Here is a 14,850-nt window from a genome sequence, read left to right on the forward strand (position 1 = left end):
GAAGTCCAAGTAGGGACCTGCAAAATTACAGGCTCGGCGAAATCAAGCCAGCACGCGCCGGCCCGTCAGCGCGCGGCCCAGCGTCAGCTCGTCGGCGAACTCCAGGTCGCCGCCCATCGGCAGGCCCGACGCGATCCGCGTCACCGTCAGGCCGGGGATGTCACGCAGCATCCGAACCAGGTAGGTGGCGGTCGCCTCCCCCTCGGTGTTGGGGTCGGTGGCGATGATCACCTCGGCGATGTCGACGTCGTCGACGCGTTCGCCGATGCGGCTCAGCAGCTCGCGGATCCGCAGCTGATCGGGACCGACTCCGGACAGCGGATCCAGCGCACCGCCCAGGACGTGGTAGCGGCCGCGGAACTCACGGGTGCGCTCGACGGCCTGGACGTCCTTGGGCTCCTCGACCACGCAGACCACAGATGCGTCTCGACGTGTATCAGAACAAATTCTGCAGCGCTCGTCGTCGGAGACGTTGCCGCACACCGCACAGAACCGCACGCCGTCGCGGACCTTGCCCAGCACCGCGGTCAGCCGGTCGATATCCGGCGGCTCGACCGACAACAGGTGAAAAGCGATGCGCTGGGCGCTCTTGGGTCCGATGCCCGGCAGCTTGCCGAGCTCGTCGATCAGATCCTGGACGGGCCCCTCAAACATGTCGGTGCAGGTCAGAGCCCCGGAATCTGGGTCGGCGGCGAGGGCGGCGGCGGCGGTTGGGCTGGCGGGGCGCCCATGCCACCGGCCAGCGCCCCCAGCCGTTCCTGCGCCATCTTGGTGACTTGCTTGGAAGCGTCGCCCATGGCGCCGACGATCAAGTCCTGCAGGGTCTCGATGTCTCCGGGGTCGACGACCTTGGGATCGATCTTCACCGCGACCACCTCGCCGCTGCCCTTGACGACGACCTTGACCAAACCCCCACCGGCTTGACCGTGCACCTCAGCGTTCGCGAGCTGTTGCTGGGCTTCCAGTAGCTTTTGCTGCATCTGCTGCGCCTGGGCGAGCAGCGCCGACATGTCGCCTCCGGGTTGCATGACAATCCCCTCGCATCTTGGTCTCGAGTTGGTTTCGCCTGTGGGTGTCTGGCGATTCGAAACACTCAGCGTAGACCGCGCGACGTTACCTTTGCGCCGTGGACCTACGAGTGAGCAGGCGTGTCGGAATCAAACTGCTGGTCGGCGTTCTGGTTGCTGCTTCGACAGCAATCATGCCGACGGCCCCCCCGATCGCGAAGGCGGTCCCTTCCAATATCGCCGGCATGGTCGTTTTCATCGATCCCGGCCACAACGGCTCCAATGACGCTTCCATCAGCCGTCAGGTGCCCACCGGGCGCGGCGGCACCAAGGACTGCCAGGCCAGCGGGACGGCGACCAACACCGGCTATCAGGAGCACACGTTCACCTGGGATACCGCGCTGCGGGTCCGCGCCGCGTTGAACGCCCTGGGGGTCCGCACCGCCATGTCACGCGGCAACGACACCGGGCTGGGGCCGTGTGTCGATGCGCGCGCCAACATGGCCAATTCGTTGCGCCCCAACGCGATCCTGAGCATCCACGCCGACGGCGGCCCGCCGTCAGGGCGGGGATTCCACGTCAATTATTCGGCCCCGCCGCTCAACCAGGCGCAGGCCGGACCGTCGGTGCAGTACGCGCGAATCATGCGTGACCAGATGCAGGCCTCGGGTATTCCGCCGGCCAACTACATCGGCCAAAACGGCCTGTATGGGCGCTCGGACCTGGCCGGCCTGAACCTGGCGCAGTATCCGTCGATCCTGGTCGAGTGCGGCAACATGAAGAATCCCGTGGATTCGGCGCTCATGGAATCCCCCGACGGCAGGCAGAAATACGCCGACGCGCTGGTTCGCGGTGTCGCGGGTTTCCTGGCCACCCAGGGCCAGGCGCGCTAGCCTTCCAGTTCTTTCTTCAGGTTGGCCAGGACCTCGGCCTGAATCTTCTTCAGCCCCAAGGGCGCAAAGGTCTTTTCGAAGAAACCCTTGACGCCGCCCGCGCCGTTCCAGGTGGTCTTCACCGTGACGCTGGACCCGGCTCCCGCGGGAGCCACCGTCCAGTTGGTGACCATGGACGAGTTCGCGTCCTTCTCGATGACGGTGTGGCCGGCCACGTCGACGTTGACCTGCACATCGCGGACCCTTGATTTGGTCGCCTGCAGTTTCCACTTGGCGACCGTGCCCGCCCCCTGCCCGCCTTGCAGCACCTGGTATTCGCTGTACTGCGGCGACAGGATCTTCGGGCGCACCGTTTGATAGTCCGCGACCGCGGCAAGGGTGGCCGCGGGCTCGGCGTTGACCAAGATCGTGCTGGCTGCGCTCACCTGTCCCATAGGGGTGCGACTCCTGTTTTGATGTCGCCCGCGCGCGGGGTGCACGGGCTGTTTACGAAGACTAGGGTATATGTGGTGCCTGTCCCTGGATCTGCACTCTCGGCTCACGCGGCGGGCGTCGACCGGTTGATGGCGAGTTATCGATCCATCCCCGCGACGTCCGCCGTCCGGCTCGCCAAGCCCACCTCAAATCTGTTCCGCGCCCGCACCAAACGCGATGCGCGCGGCCTGGACACCTCGGGGCTGACCGGTGTTCTCGGTGTCGATCCCGAAACTCGGACCGCCGACGTGGCCGGCATGTGCACCTACGAGGACCTGGTGGCGGCGACGCTGCCGTACGGCCTTTCGCCGCTGGTGGTCCCGCAGCTGAAGACCATCACCCTCGGCGGTGCGGTCAGCGGGTTGGGCATCGAGTCGGCGTCGTTCCGCAACGGCCTGCCACACGAATCGGTGCTGGAGATGGATATCCTCACCGGCGCTGGGGAATTGCTCACCACATCCCGCACCCAACACTCAGACCTGTTCCGCGCCTTTCCGAATTCCTATGGGACACTGGGATATTCAACCCGGCTTCGGATCGAGCTGGAGCCCGTCGCGCCGTTTGTGGCGTTGCGGCACATCCGATTCCGCTCGCTGCCCGAGATGGTCGCGGCGATGGAACGCATCATCGACACCGGCGGGCAGGGCGGCACCCCCGTGGACTATTTGGACGGCGTGGTTTTCAGCGCCGACGAAAGCTATCTGTGCGTCGGCAGGCGCACCACAACCCCGGGACCGGTCAGCGACTACACCGGAAAAAACATTTACTACCGGTCAATTCAGCACGACTCTCCCGGTGCGGAACCCGTCAAAGACGACCGGCTGACGATTCACGACTACTTCTGGCGCTGGGACACCGACTGGTTCTGGTGCTCGCGCGCGTTCGGCGCGCAGAACCCGCGGCTGCGGCGCTGGTGGCCGCGCCGCTACCGCCGCAGCAGCGTCTACTGGAAGCTCGTCGCCCTCGACCGGCGTTTCGGCATTGCCGACCGGATCGAGAAGCGTAACGGCCGCCCTCTGCGTGAGCGGGTGGTGCAGGACGTCGAGGTGCCGGTCGAACGGACCTGCGAATTCTTGGAGTGGTTTCTCGACAACGTGCCCATCACGCCGATCTGGCTGTGCCCGCTGCGGCTGCGCGATCACGACGGCTGGCCGCTGTATCCGATACGGCCGGACCACACCTACGTCAACATCGGCTTCTGGTCGTCGGTGCCGGCCGCCGCCACCGAGGGCTCCAAAAGCCCAGCGGGCGCAACCAACCGGGCGATCGAGGCGAAGGTGAGCGAGCTCGACGGCCACAAGTCGCTGTACTCCGACTCCTTCTATACCCGTGAGGAGTTCGACGAGCTCTACGGCGGCGAGGCCTACAAGACGGTCAAGAAAACCTACGATCCCGATTCGCGTCTCCTCGACCTCTACGCAAAGGCGGTGCAACGGCGATGACGACGACCAAAGAGCGCAACGGCACTACCCCCATCTTCGGCGGCAAACTGAGCCTGGCGGAGATTCTCGAGATCTTCGCCGCCACCGGGAGGCACCCGCTGAAGTTCACCGCCTACGACGGCAGCACCGCCGGACCCGACGACGCCGTACTGGGCCTGGATCTCCGGACGCCCCGCGGCGCCACCTACCTGGCCACGGCCCCCGGTGAGCTCGGCCTTGCCCGCGCGTACGTGTCGGGTGACCTGCAGACCTACGGGGTGCATCCCGGCGACCCGTACGAGTTGCTCAAGACGCTGACCGACAGGGTGCAGTTCAAGCGGCCGTCGGCCCGGGTGCTGGCCACTGTCGTGCGGTCGATCGGGTTGGAGCGGTTGGTGCCGGTCGCGCCGCCGCCCCAGGAGGCGCGGCCCCGGTGGCGCCGCGTCGCTGCCGGCGTCATGCACAGCAAGGCCCGTGACGCCGAGGCCATCCACCACCACTACGACGTGTCCAACACCTTCTACGAGCGGGTGCTCGGCCCGTCGATGACCTACACCTGCGCGGTCTATCCGGACACCGACGCGACGCTGGAAGAGGCCCAGGAGAACAAGTACCGGCTGATTTTCGAGAAGTTGCGGCTACAGCCGGGTGACCGGCTGCTCGACGTGGGCTGCGGCTGGGGAGGCATGGTGCGCTACGCGGCGCGGCGCGGCGTCCGGGCGATCGGCGCCACCCTGTCGGCCGAGCAGGCGAAGTGGGCGCAACGGGCAATCGCGGACGAAGGGCTCGCAGACCTCGCCGAGGTGCGGCACTCCGACTACCGCGACGTGGGCGAGGCGGCATTCAACGCGGTTTCTTCCATCGGGCTGACCGAGCACATCGGCGTCAAGAACTACCCCGCCTACTTTGGCTTCCTCAAGTCGAAGCTGCGCACCGGCGGCCTGTTGCTCAATCACTGCATCACCCGCCACGACAACACATCGACCTCGTTCGCGGGCGGATTTACCGACCGCTACGTCTTCCCGGATGGAGAGCTGACCGGCTCGGGTCGCATCACCACCGACATCCAGGACGCCGGTTTCGAGGTTCTGCACGCGGAGAACTTCCGGTATCACTACGCGATGACGCTGCGCGACTGGTGCCACAACCTGGTCGAGCACTGGGACGAAGCGGTCGCCGAGGTCGGGTTGGCGACCGCCAAGGTGTGGGGTCTGTACATGGCGGCCTCGCGGGTGGCCTTCGAGCAGAACAACCTGCAGCTGCATCACGTGCTGGCGGCCAAGGTCAACGCGCAAGGCGACGGCCTGCCGCTGCGACCGTGGTGGCGGCCCTAGCGCGATCGCCTCAGCCGCCGTCGATCCGGCGCGCACCCAGCTCGTTCTTCAGCAGCTCGAGTGCGACCTCCTCGGGGTCGCGCCGCGGTGCCGACGGGTCGCTGCGGCCGGCTTCGGCAAGCATGTGTTCCTCTTCGTCTCGCTGGGCCGAATCCGCATCGGCGGGCTCGTCCGCCGGCGTCGTCTCCTGTCTGGCGGGCGACGCGACGGGCGACGCCGCGCCGGCCTCACATCGCACCCGCCAGTTGACTCCCAGCGCGTCTTTGAGCGCCTCGGCGATGACGTCGGCGTTGCGCTGTTCGGAGAGGCGCTTGGCCAGGGGCGCCGATGCATGGGTCAGCACCAGCGTGTTGTCCTCTATTGCGCGGACGGTGGCGCCGGCAAGCATCACCTCGGTGGTGCGGCTGCGCTGACGCACCTTGTCGCGCACCGTCGGCCACATAGTGCGCACCGCGGCCGCGTTGAGTTCACCTGGGGCAGAAGCTGATTCGGGTTCCGGTGGTGGTGCCGAAGGTGGCGCCGGCTCGGGATCGGGCACCGGCTTGGGTTTCGGCTCGGGCTTGGGGACCGGCTCAGCGGTCGCCCGGCGCGCCCGGGCCGGCTGGACCGCCGGTTCGGCCGGCGCGGTCGGCGGCGTGGGCGCGGGGGCATCGGGGCCGGGGATCGACATGGCCAGCCGGGTCTCGATCCGCTCGACGCGCTGTAGCAGCGCCGGCTCGGCGTCACTGGCCGACGGCAGCAGCAGTCGCGCGCAAACCACTTCGAGCAGCAGACGCGGCGCCGTCGCACCGCGCATCTCGCCCAGCCCGGCCTGCACCACCTCGGCGTACCGGGTCAGGGTCGCCGGCCCGATCCGGGCCGCCTGCTCGCGCATCCGGTCCAGCACGTCCTCCGGTGCATCCACCACGCCGCGGCTCACGGCATCCGGAACCGCTTGCAGCACAATGAGATCGCGGAATCGTTCCAACAGATCGATGGCGAAGCGCCGCGGGTCATGGCCGGCGTCGATCACCGATTCGACCGCACCGAACAAGGCGGCGGCATCGGCGGCGGCGAGGGCGTCGACGGCGTCGTCGATCAGTGCGACGTCGGTGGCGCCCAGCAGCCCCAAGGCCCGCTGATAGGTGACATGGTTGTCGTCGGCTCCGGCCACCAACTGGTCCAGCACCGAAAGGGTGTCGCGCGGCGAACCACCGCCGGCGCGGATCACCAGCGGGTACACGGCGTCGTCGACGACGACGCCCTCTTGCTCGCAGATCCGCCCGATCAGGGCGCGCATGGTGCGCGGCGGCAGCAGCCGGAACGGGTAGTGGTGAGTGCGCGAGCGAATGGTCGGCAGCACCTTCTCCGGTTCGGTGGTGGCGAAGATGAAGATGAGGTGTTCGGGCGGTTCCTCCACGATCTTGAGCAGCGCGTTGAACCCCGCGGTGGTCACCATGTGCGCCTCGTCGATGATGAACACCCGGTAGCGCGACTGCGCGGGAGCGTAGAACGCGCGGTCCCGCAGCTCGCGGGTGTCGTCGACACCACCGTGGCTGGCGGCGTCGAGCTCCACCACGTCGATGCTGCCGGGCGCGTTGGGCGCCAACGCTATGCAGGAGTCGCACACCCCGCACGGATTGGCCGTCGGTCCCTGTGCGCAGTTCAACGACCGGGCCAGGATGCGCGCCGACGAGGTCTTCCCGCAGCCGCGCGGCCCGGAGAACAGGTACGCGTGGTTGATCCGGCCGGCTTCCAGGGCAACCGACAACGGCTCGGTGACGTGTTCCTGCCCCACCACCTCGGCGAAGGTTGCCGGTCGATACTTGCGGTAGAGAGCCACGTCAGCAGGCTACCGGCGCCGTCCGACGACGATGCGGGCACCGCAGGTCCCGCTGAGGAGTCGGACAGTAGGCGCGGTGACTAGAGCGCGGCTGCATCGAGTGTGCGTCTGTGGCATCGAGTGTGCGGCCACGGCTTTGAGTGTGCGGCCGGGGTTGGATCCCGCGCGATTGTCCGCCCTCAGGGCACACTCGACGCCATCAGCTCACACTCGATGCGGAGGAGACGAGCAATGACTCCGAAGCCGCCAGCAGCGCGCAGGTCGCCAGCCCGTCGACCGCGTCACGCAGGTCGGGTAACGACGGAAAGGTGGGCGCGATCCTGATGTTCTTGTCGTCCGGGTCCTTCCGGTAGGGGAACGACGCGCCCGCCTCGGTCACCGCGATCCCGGCGTCCTTGGCCAGGGCGACGGTCCGCCGCGCCGTGCCGGGCAACACGTCGAGGCTGATGAAGTAGCCGCCCTTGGGCTCGGTCCATGACGCGATCTTGAATTCACTCAGCCGCCGATCCAGGATTTCGGCCGCCAGCGCGAACTTCGGCGCCAGGATCCGCTGGTGGCGCAGCATGTGCAGGAGTACCCCGTCGGCGTCGCCGAAGAAGCGCAGATGCCGCAGCTGGTTGACCTTGTCCGGGCCGATCGACTTCTTCCCGGCGTATTGCAGATACCAGGCGATGTTGCCCAACGATCCGCCGAAGAAGCTGACACCGGCGCCGGCGAAGGTGATCTTGGAGGTGGACGCGAAGACGTACGGCCGGTTGGGGTTGCCGGCCGCGGCCGCCAGCCCGAGCACGTCGACCTGGCGGATGAAGTCGTGCGTCAGGGTGTGCACCGCGTACGCGTTGTCCCAGAACAGCCGGAAGTCGGGCGCCGCGGTGCGCATCTGGACGAGCCGGCGGGTCGTTTCCCAGGAGTAGGTGACGCCGGTGGGGTTGCCGAACACCGGCACCGCCCACATCCCCTTGATTGCGGGGTCGACGGCGACCAGCTCTTCGATCAGATCGACGTCCGGGCCGTCTTCGAGCATCGGGACCGGGATCATCTCGACGCCCATCGTCTCGGTGATGGCGAAGTGCCGGTCATAGCCGGGGACCGGGCACAGGAACTTAATGCCGTCCCGCTCCTGTATCCAAGGCCGCGGCGAGTCAACGCCGCCGTAGAGCATCGAGAAGGCGACCAGGTCGTGCATCAACTCCAGGCTGGAATTGTTACCCGCGATCAGGTTCTGCACCGGGATGCCGAGCAATTCACCGAAGATGGCCCGCAGCCCCGGCAGGCCGTGCAGGCCGCCGTAGTTGCGGGTGTCCGTCCCCTCATCGTCGCGATAGTCGTCCCCGGGCAGGCTCAACAGCTGGTTGGACAGGTCGAGTTGCTCCGCCGACGGCTTGCCACGGGTCAGATCCAAAGCCAGCTTCTTAGCCTGCAGCTCCGCGTACTCCCGCTGGTTGCGTGCGTGCACGGCTACCAGCTCTTCAGGGCTGAGGAAATCGAACGACACCATTGGCCCTTTCGCTGTCGAACGCTGGGGGTTGGGATCATGCATGGCCCCGGCCTGGTGGTGATCGCAAGCGCGGCGAAGCCGGGTGCTGCGGGTCGCCACTCATCAAGCCTAGGGGACCCCGCGCACCCGACAGAGCCCATTGACCCTTGCTGCCTTCCGGCCCTGGGGGAGTTCACAGGATAGACGCCGCGCGGGGTCCACCGAGAGTGTAATACCTGGCGCGAAGTAACCGACGAGCAACTGGCGGCGGCCGCGGGGCGCTCAGCTACCATGGCCACGGAGGATTCGCCTAGTGGCCTATGGCGCTCGCCTGGAACGCGGGTTGGGTTAACAGCCCTCGCGGGTTCAAATCCCGCATCCTCCGCCACCGGTCCGCGACGCGGACTTGCACGATATTGGTTTGCAATCGGCGTTGTCACCTTTAGGCTCGCCTGAGCCCGACCAGCATGAGGAGGCGTATGGGGCGCAAGGTCGCCATACCGTGGCACGCGTCGTTTTCGATCGCTGCCGGCGTCCTCTACTTCTTTTTCGTGTTGCCCCGCTGGCCTGAGCTGATGGGCGACACCACGCATTCGTTGGGGACGGCGCTTCGGATCGTGACGGGCGCTTTGGTGGGCCTGGCCGCGCTGCCGGTGGTGTTCACCCTGTTGCGCACCCGCAAGCCGGAGCTGGGCACTCCGCAGCTGGCCCTGTCGATCCGGGTCTGGTCGATCGTGGCCCATGTGCTGGCCGGGGTGCTGATCATCGGCGCGGCGACCAGCGAGATCTGGCTGAGCCTGGACGTGGCCGGACAGTATTTGTTCGGGGTTTACGGCGCTGCCGCGGCGATCGCGGTGCTCGGGTTCTTCGCGTTTTATTTGTCGTTTGTCGCCGAGCTGCCTCCGCCACCACCGAAACCGATCAAGGCCAAGAAACCCAAGAAGCGTCGTCTTCGCCGCAAGAAGGGCGACGAGGCGGACGCTGAAGACACCGCAGACACTGAAGTCGCTGGAGACACTGAAGACGAGGAAGACGCTGAAACGCCGGAACGGGCGGAAGAGCCCGCCGCCGCCGAAACCGCCGAGCCTGAGGCAGAACCCGAATCGGCCACCGAGGATGAGCCGACCGCGCAAGAGACCGAGTCCACCGACGACACCGAAGAGTCCCAGGGTGGCTTGCGCAATCGCCGCCCCACCGGGAAGGGGTCGCATCGGCTTCGGCGCAGGCGGACCCGCGGCGGCGTCGCGCTCGACGAATGACTCAGCTCGACGGCACGATGATGACCGGGATGTCGGTGTTCTCGTCGGTGTGGTAACTCGCGCATACCCGGTGATAGCCGTCGGCGATCTGCAGCGGAACACCCTTGGTGAAGTCGCCGCGCACCAGCAGGATGGGCGACAACGCTTGCCCCTTCTTGACCTTGGATAGGTCCGCTGCGACGTGCGGATTGTCAGCCGGTAACAGCCGCAGCTGCGCCGCCCGCAGGATGTCCTTGGCCTTCTTGTGCGTGACGGTCCCGGCCTTCAACTTTTCCGTCAACTTAGCGACGGTACGGGCGTCCGCGATCAGGGCGAGGTAGTCGGCCGCCGCCGGAAAGTCATGGGCCTCAGGGCTTTCCAGCCACTTCACGCCTGCCATCGCGCGTCTCCCTTCACCGGCCGTGTCGACGCAGCCTACCGGGCCGGCACAGACATTGGATCGGGAGCGATCCGGGGGAGCTATGGGTCGCCCGGGCCCCGGCGATTCCCTATGCTGAGCGAGTGCCAAACAACTATCGCGTCGTCCAGTGGACCACCGGGAATGTCGGCAAAAGCTCCTTGCAATCCATCGCCGACCATCCCGCGCTCGAACTGGTGGGGTGTTATGCGTGGTCACCAAGCAAGGTGGGCCGCGACGCCGGCGACCTGGCCGGCACCCCGCCGCTGGGCGTCACGGCCACCAACGACGTCGACGCGCTGCTGGCCCTCAAACCGGACTGCGTCGTCTACAACCCGATGTGGATCGACGTCGACGAGCTGGTCCGGATCCTGTCCGCCGGCGTCAACGTGGTGACGACGGCGTCCTTCATCACCGGACAAAACCTGGGCGATGGCCGCGACCGGATCGTCGAAGCCTGCCGAAAAGGCGGGTCGACAATGTTCGGCTCCGGCGTCAGCCCGGGCTTCGCCGAGCTGTTGGCCATCGTGTCGGCGATGGTGTGCAACCGGATCGACAAGGTCACCGTCACCGAAGCCGCCGACACCACGTTCTACGACTCACCGGCCACCGAGCAGCCGGTGGGCTTCGGCCGGCCGATCGACCACCCGGACCTGCACGCGATGACCGCCCGGGGAACGGCCATCTTCGGCGAGGCCGTCCGGTTGGTGGCCGACGCGCTGGGCGCCGAGCTCGACGAGGTGCGGTGTGTGGCCGAATACGCCCAGACCACAACCGATCTCGACCTCGGATCCTGGACGATAGCCGCCGGATGCGTCGCCGGTGTGTACGCGAGCTGGCGAGGCATGGTCGGCGGCAAGACCCTGATCGACCTCAACGTCCGGTGGCGCAAGGGGCAAACGCTCGAGCCCGATTGGAAGATCGACCAGGACGGCTGGGTCATCCAGATCGACGGGCAGCCGACCGTAACAACCAAAGTCGGCTTCCTGCCGCCACCGTATTTCCAGGCCGAAACGATCGCCGACTTCATGACGCTCGGACACATCATGACGGCCATGCCGACGATCAACGCGATCCCGGCCGTCGTCGCCGCGCCGCCGGGCATCGTCACGTACGCCGATCTGCCACTCACCCTTCCCCGCGGCCACGCCAAGGTCGGCTAACCCTCGGCTAACCCCCGCCCGACGCCGCCTTCGCCTGTCGCCGAGCGGGTTTGGGGTAGGCCGCGCCGAGCTGCGGCACCTCGAGCGGACCCTGGTGACGGGCGGCCTCGATGGCATTGCGCAGCGGACCGGCCAGGCCCGCGAACGACCCCATATCGAACAGCAGCGGCGTCAGGAGCCGGTTGTGGATGAACCCGAAGGAGCTGCCGGATTCGGGATCGGCCCATCCGAGGGTTCCACCCAGACCGACGTGCCCGAACCCGTTGAGCAAGCCGGGAACCGGCGATTCGTGGTAGCCAAGGTGAAAAGGCATGGGCACCACCATGTTTGCGTCGGGCCACTTGCGTCGCTGCTGCCCCGTCAGGCCGCGCACCAACTCCTCGGACAGGTACTTCTTGCCGTCGATGCGGCCGTCGTTGGCCAGCACGGCGTACATCTTGGCCAGGCCGCGGCCGGTCACCACGCCGTTGGCCGCGGGGACCTCGCCGTCCAGGAACGGGGTATCCCCCTTGATCAGGGATATGACGCCGGGGAAGTACATCGCCCCGAGGACGCCCGAGAACGGGAGGCCGGCCAGTTTCGGTGCGATGAAATTGAACACCGGGGCGCGCAGTTTTCCCTGCGGGATCAGGATCTGCGCCGGCTTCGTCGGCGCGCCTTCGGGCGGACGGCCGAGGTGCAGGCCGTCGGTGTCGAGCGGACGCGCGACCTCCTGGCGGATCAGCTCACGCATGCCTTTGCCCGTCACCGCCCGGGCCAGACCGGACAACAGCCATCCGTAGGTCAGCGCGTGATACGCCTGCACACCCCGCAGATGATCGACGGGCGCGGCGGCCAGGCGCTCCTCCATGAGGAGGTGGTCCATCAGCTCCGCCTTGGTGACGCCCCTCAGGTGCGACAACCCGGATCGGTGCCGCAAGACGTCGCGAACGGTGATGTCGGCCTTTCCGTTGACCGCGAATTCGGGCCAATATTCGGCGACGGGATCGTCGTAGGACAACAGGCCGCGGTCGGCGAGCCGGTGGATCACCGTCGACGCGACGCCCTTGGTCGCCGAGAACACCATGGTGCCGGTGTCGGCGGTCCAGCGCTGGGTGCCGGCCCGGTCCGACCAGCCCGTCCAGACATCGACGACGGGCACGCCGTCGATGTAGACGCACAGCGCTCCCCCGCCGAACCGGCGCCCCGGGAACAGCCGCGAGAACAGCTTGATGACGTTTGCGAAATGAGGGTCGGCGGCCCCGGACACGCCGCGTGGCAGGCCATCGCCGGTTGTCAGCAGGGTCGACCGTTTCACTGTGCCGCGACGCCTCGCGCCCCCGACGCAGTTATCGCCGAGGCGCCATCTCCGCGGCGCGGTGCCACCACGGGAATGAAGCTATCAGGCAGGAAGAGCAGCGAACACAAACGGGCCGACGGCGGTGCGAAATTCGGCGCCAGCAAAGCAGCGGATTATTCCGGGGGCTGGCGAGGTTGTTCGCCGGGCGCTTGGTCCGGGGGTGGGTCGTTCAACCACTTCCTGAGCCGAAGAAGCTGATTGACCACCATGCCGATGCCCAGCAGCATCAGCGTCGCCACGATCGCCACCACAATTGCGGTGCTCATGAACTTCATCATTGCGGATCGCCGCTCGGGTTTCAGGATCGCCCGGTGCCGGGTAGCCAAGGGCCGGCGAGAAGGCGAAGGACGCCTTCAGGAGGTAACCACCGGACCAATGGGCACTGATCGGATGGTCACATTGATCGGAAAACGAGTGCGGCGGCTCGCGACGGCAGTCGGAGCGGCGGTGATGGTCACCTTTGCCGCGTCGAGCGGGCCGGTTCCCGCGGTGTCGGCCGATCCCTGCCCGGACGTCGAGGTGGTGTTCGCCCGCGGCACCGGCGAGCCACCCGGGCTCGGCGGCATCGGCGAATCCTTCGTCGACGCGTTGCGCTCGCAGATCGGCGGCCGGTCGCTCGGCGTGTATCCGGTCAATTACCAGGCCAGCGGCGACTTCAGCAATCCCGATTTCCCCGCGACCGTCATCGACGGGATTCGCGACGCGAGCTCTCACATCGAGTCGATGGCCGCGAACTGCCCGAGGACCAGAGAAGTGCTCGGCGGATACTCCCAGGGCGCGGCCGTGGCCGGTTACGTCACCTCGGCGGCCGTGCCGCCGGGGGTGCCCGCCGCAGCGGTGCCGTCGCCGATGCCGCCCGACATCGCAAACCATGTCGCCGCGGTCGCTCTCTTCGGCACACCTTCGAACCAATTTCTCGGCCAGTACAACGCGCCGCCGATTGCCATCGGCCCGTTGTATCAGGCCAGGACCCTCGAGTTGTGCGCTGCCGGCGATCCGGTGTGCGGCGACGGCGGCAGCCCCGCCGCGCACGTCTCGTATGCGGCGAACGGAATGACGGACCAGGCCGCGAACTACGCCGCGGGTCACCTGTAGGGCCATCGCCGGCGCGGGTCCCCGGCCTCGAAAATGCAACTACCGACGGCCCTTCTCGGGAAACGTGTTGCCAGTTGCATTCTCGTGATCGCCCGACGCCGTGGGTTCGATCTCCAGGCCGACGTGCACCTTGTCGATGCCGCCGCGCACGATCGAGTGCGCATAGAACCACCAGGAGTGATACCAATACCGCCTGAGCACGGCGTTGTAGACCCGCCGCGTCTCCGACTTCGGCAGCACCCGGGCGACCGCTTCAACCGGTTCGCTCTTGGGCCTGCCCAACGATCCGCTCCTGGCGATCATCACCCGGGGCGTGTTGTTGATCCGCCTGACTTTCCACGACCCGTCGTCGGTGATGACCAGGAGCTTGCCGCCGTCGGGCACGCCCCAGATGGGTGTCGGTTTCGGCCGGCCGTCCTTGGTAAAGGTCGTCAACAGCAGATACTTGGACTTAATGACGTCCTGGAAGCTGAGAGCCACGCTTGTTCCTTATTTATAGCTGGGACCCTTTCATCGTGGCCGCGTCGGCGTCGATTGGCCATGGTCGCCGGGGATCGGTGTTGTTGATTCTTGGCGACCGCCCAATTTAGGGTCCCTTGATGGCCAGGGACTCCACCACTCGCGACCTGCTGATCGACGCGACGGCTCAGATCATGGTGGAGGAGGGTTACGCCGCGGCCACGTCGCGCCGGGTAGCGGCCAAAGCCGGCGTCAAACCGGCCTTGGTGCACTACTACTTCCCCACCATGGACGAGTTGTATCTGGACGTCTTCCGCCGTGGCGCCGCCGCCTACCTGGAGCGTCAGCGGCAAGCGTTGACCTCTGACCGACCCTTGCACGCGTTCTGGGACACCCTGATCGAGCCCAAGGACACCCGACTGCTGCTGGAGTTCATGGGGCTTGCCAACCATCGCAAGGAGATCCGGGCCGAGATCTCGGCCTGGCAGGAACGGTGGCGCGAGATGCAGATCGCCGCGCTGAGCTTCATCGCCCGCGAACACGGGCTAGACACAAGCGAATTCCCGCCGGCGGGCCTCGCGCTCGTCATCGCCGCGATCGGCCGCACCCTCATTTTGGAGGAGGCGCTGGGCACCACGGGCGGCCACGCCGAGGCCGTCGCGCTGGTCAACCGCCTCCTCGACCGCTTTGAGATGCCGATTTAGCCCCAT

The 14,850-nt window shown here is 67.0% G+C and carries 16 protein-coding genes, 1 tRNA gene and 1 other RNA gene; 8 read left to right on the top strand and 10 right to left on the bottom strand.

Translation table 11 applies throughout. The annotated features are described in order from the left end of the window. Positions 1–42 precede the first annotated feature (42 nt). Positions 43–654: a recombination mediator RecR gene (recR, locus tag K3U93_RS23495; protein ID WP_071512963.1), complete on the bottom strand. Its 612-nt coding sequence runs from the start codon at positions 652–654 to the stop codon at positions 43–45. 11 nt (positions 655–665) lie between these two features. Next, positions 666–1,028 (bottom strand): YbaB/EbfC family nucleoid-associated protein, encoded by a 363-nt coding sequence (locus tag K3U93_RS23500; protein ID WP_071512962.1) that lies wholly within the window; start codon positions 1,026–1,028, stop codon positions 666–668. Positions 1,029–1,126: 98 nt separating this feature from the next. Between K3U93_RS23500 and K3U93_RS23505 the strand changes: the two genes are divergently transcribed. Beyond that, positions 1,127–1,900, top strand: a complete 774-nt coding sequence (locus K3U93_RS23505; protein ID WP_217808414.1) for an Rv3717 family N-acetylmuramoyl-L-alanine amidase — start codon at positions 1,127–1,129, stop codon at positions 1,898–1,900. Here the strand turns inward: K3U93_RS23505 and K3U93_RS23510 are convergent. Then, complete coding sequence (locus tag K3U93_RS23510; protein WP_071512961.1) at positions 1,897–2,334, bottom strand: SRPBCC family protein; 438 nt, start codon at positions 2,332–2,334, stop codon at positions 1,897–1,899. The two genes, K3U93_RS23505 and K3U93_RS23510, sit on opposite strands and share 4 nt — an antisense overlap. A gap of 72 nt (positions 2,335–2,406) precedes the next feature. On the opposite strand from K3U93_RS23510, the gene K3U93_RS23515 reads away from it, so the two are divergent. Further along, on the top strand, positions 2,407–3,816 hold the full coding sequence (locus tag K3U93_RS23515; RefSeq protein ID WP_071512960.1) for an FAD-binding oxidoreductase: 1,410 nt from the start codon (positions 2,407–2,409) through the stop codon (positions 3,814–3,816). After that, positions 3,813–5,129, top strand: coding sequence for a class I SAM-dependent methyltransferase (locus K3U93_RS23520; protein WP_083010110.1), 1,317 nt, complete (start codon positions 3,813–3,815; stop codon positions 5,127–5,129). The genes K3U93_RS23515 and K3U93_RS23520 overlap by 4 nt, the downstream gene beginning before the upstream one ends. Before the next feature lie 10 nt (positions 5,130–5,139). Here K3U93_RS23520 and K3U93_RS23525 read toward each other — a convergent pair whose 3' ends face one another. The 3 genes from K3U93_RS23525 to ffs form a co-directional block, all read right to left on the bottom strand. Beyond that, entirely contained in the window at positions 5,140–6,951 is a 1,812-nt protein-coding gene (locus K3U93_RS23525; RefSeq protein ID WP_071512958.1) for a DNA polymerase III subunits gamma/tau, read from the bottom strand. A gap of 199 nt (positions 6,952–7,150) precedes the next feature. Next, positions 7,151–8,446 (bottom strand): aspartate aminotransferase type Ic, encoded by a 1,296-nt coding sequence (locus K3U93_RS23530; RefSeq protein WP_139796852.1) that lies wholly within the window; start codon positions 8,444–8,446, stop codon positions 7,151–7,153. 110 nt (positions 8,447–8,556) lie between these two features. Next, an RNA gene (gene ffs / locus K3U93_RS23535) (signal recognition particle sRNA small type) lies at positions 8,557–8,651 on the bottom strand. A gap of 76 nt (positions 8,652–8,727) precedes the next feature. On the opposite strand from ffs, the gene K3U93_RS23540 reads away from it, so the two are divergent. Next, positions 8,728–8,816, top strand: a tRNA-Ser gene (locus K3U93_RS23540). A gap of 91 nt (positions 8,817–8,907) precedes the next feature. Beyond that, the gene (lucA, locus tag K3U93_RS23545; RefSeq protein WP_083010109.1) at positions 8,908–9,687 is read left to right on the top strand and encodes a lipid uptake coordinator LucA; all 780 of its coding nucleotides are present in this window, start codon (positions 8,908–8,910) and stop codon (positions 9,685–9,687) included. Position 9,688: 1 nt separating this feature from the next. Here lucA and K3U93_RS23550 read toward each other — a convergent pair whose 3' ends face one another. Beyond that, positions 9,689–10,066, bottom strand: coding sequence for a hypothetical protein (locus tag K3U93_RS23550; protein WP_083010108.1), 378 nt, complete (start codon positions 10,064–10,066; stop codon positions 9,689–9,691). Between the two features lie 122 nt (positions 10,067–10,188). Between K3U93_RS23550 and K3U93_RS23555 the strand changes: the two genes are divergently transcribed. Further along, complete coding sequence (locus K3U93_RS23555; protein ID WP_083010107.1) at positions 10,189–11,247, top strand: NAD(P)H-dependent amine dehydrogenase family protein; 1,059 nt, start codon at positions 10,189–10,191, stop codon at positions 11,245–11,247. Positions 11,248–11,254: 7 nt separating this feature from the next. Here the strand turns inward: K3U93_RS23555 and lipL are convergent, their stop codons facing one another. Further along, on the bottom strand, positions 11,255–12,544 hold the full coding sequence (lipL, locus tag K3U93_RS23560) for an esterase/beta-lactamase LipL (protein WP_083010106.1): 1,290 nt from the start codon (positions 12,542–12,544) through the stop codon (positions 11,255–11,257). A 155-nt stretch (positions 12,545–12,699) separates the two neighbouring features. Continuing rightward, on the bottom strand, positions 12,700–12,852 hold the full coding sequence (locus K3U93_RS23565) for a hypothetical protein (protein ID WP_176219923.1): 153 nt from the start codon (positions 12,850–12,852) through the stop codon (positions 12,700–12,702). Positions 12,853–12,976: 124 nt separating this feature from the next. Here K3U93_RS23565 and K3U93_RS23570 point away from each other — a divergent pair, with 124 nt between their 5' ends. Next, a complete protein-coding gene (locus K3U93_RS23570; protein WP_083010105.1) occupies positions 12,977–13,681 on the top strand; it encodes a cutinase family protein in 705 nt (234 codons plus the stop codon). 39 nt (positions 13,682–13,720) lie between these two features. Here K3U93_RS23570 and K3U93_RS23575 read toward each other — a convergent pair whose 3' ends face one another. After that, on the bottom strand, positions 13,721–14,161 hold the full coding sequence (locus K3U93_RS23575) for a PPOX class F420-dependent oxidoreductase (RefSeq protein WP_071512951.1): 441 nt from the start codon (positions 14,159–14,161) through the stop codon (positions 13,721–13,723). A 119-nt stretch (positions 14,162–14,280) separates the two neighbouring features. Between K3U93_RS23575 and K3U93_RS23580 the strand changes: the two genes are divergently transcribed. After that, complete coding sequence (locus K3U93_RS23580) at positions 14,281–14,844, top strand: TetR/AcrR family transcriptional regulator (protein ID WP_071512950.1); 564 nt, start codon at positions 14,281–14,283, stop codon at positions 14,842–14,844. Positions 14,845–14,850: the final 6 nt, after the last annotated feature.

It is taken from the genome of Mycobacterium malmoense (assembly GCF_019645855.1).
Classification (GTDB): Bacteria; Actinomycetota; Actinomycetes; order Mycobacteriales; family Mycobacteriaceae; genus Mycobacterium; species Mycobacterium malmoense.

What these genes read in the sequence shown, in the direction of transcription:
- recR (WP_071512963.1), bottom strand. Translation starts at nt 654, where the DNA reads ATGTTTGAGGGGCCCGTCCAGGATCTGATCGACGAGCTCGGCAAGCTG.
- K3U93_RS23500 (WP_071512962.1), bottom strand. Translation starts at nt 1,028, where the DNA reads ATGCAACCCGGAGGCGACATGTCGGCGCTGCTCGCCCAGGCGCAGCAG.
- K3U93_RS23510 (WP_071512961.1), bottom strand. Translation starts at nt 2,334, where the DNA reads ATGGGACAGGTGAGCGCAGCCAGCACGATCTTGGTCAACGCCGAGCCC.
- K3U93_RS23520 (WP_083010110.1), top strand. Translation starts at nt 3,813, where the DNA reads ATGACGACGACCAAAGAGCGCAACGGCACTACCCCCATCTTCGGCGGC.
- lucA (WP_083010109.1), top strand. Translation starts at nt 8,908, where the DNA reads ATGGGGCGCAAGGTCGCCATACCGTGGCACGCGTCGTTTTCGATCGCT.
- K3U93_RS23550 (WP_083010108.1), bottom strand. Translation starts at nt 10,066, where the DNA reads ATGGCAGGCGTGAAGTGGCTGGAAAGCCCTGAGGCCCATGACTTTCCG.
- K3U93_RS23565 (WP_176219923.1), bottom strand. Translation starts at nt 12,852, where the DNA reads ATGAGCACCGCAATTGTGGTGGCGATCGTGGCGACGCTGATGCTGCTG.
- K3U93_RS23570 (WP_083010105.1), top strand. Translation starts at nt 12,977, where the DNA reads ATGGTCACATTGATCGGAAAACGAGTGCGGCGGCTCGCGACGGCAGTC.
- K3U93_RS23580 (WP_071512950.1), top strand. Translation starts at nt 14,281, where the DNA reads ATGGCCAGGGACTCCACCACTCGCGACCTGCTGATCGACGCGACGGCT.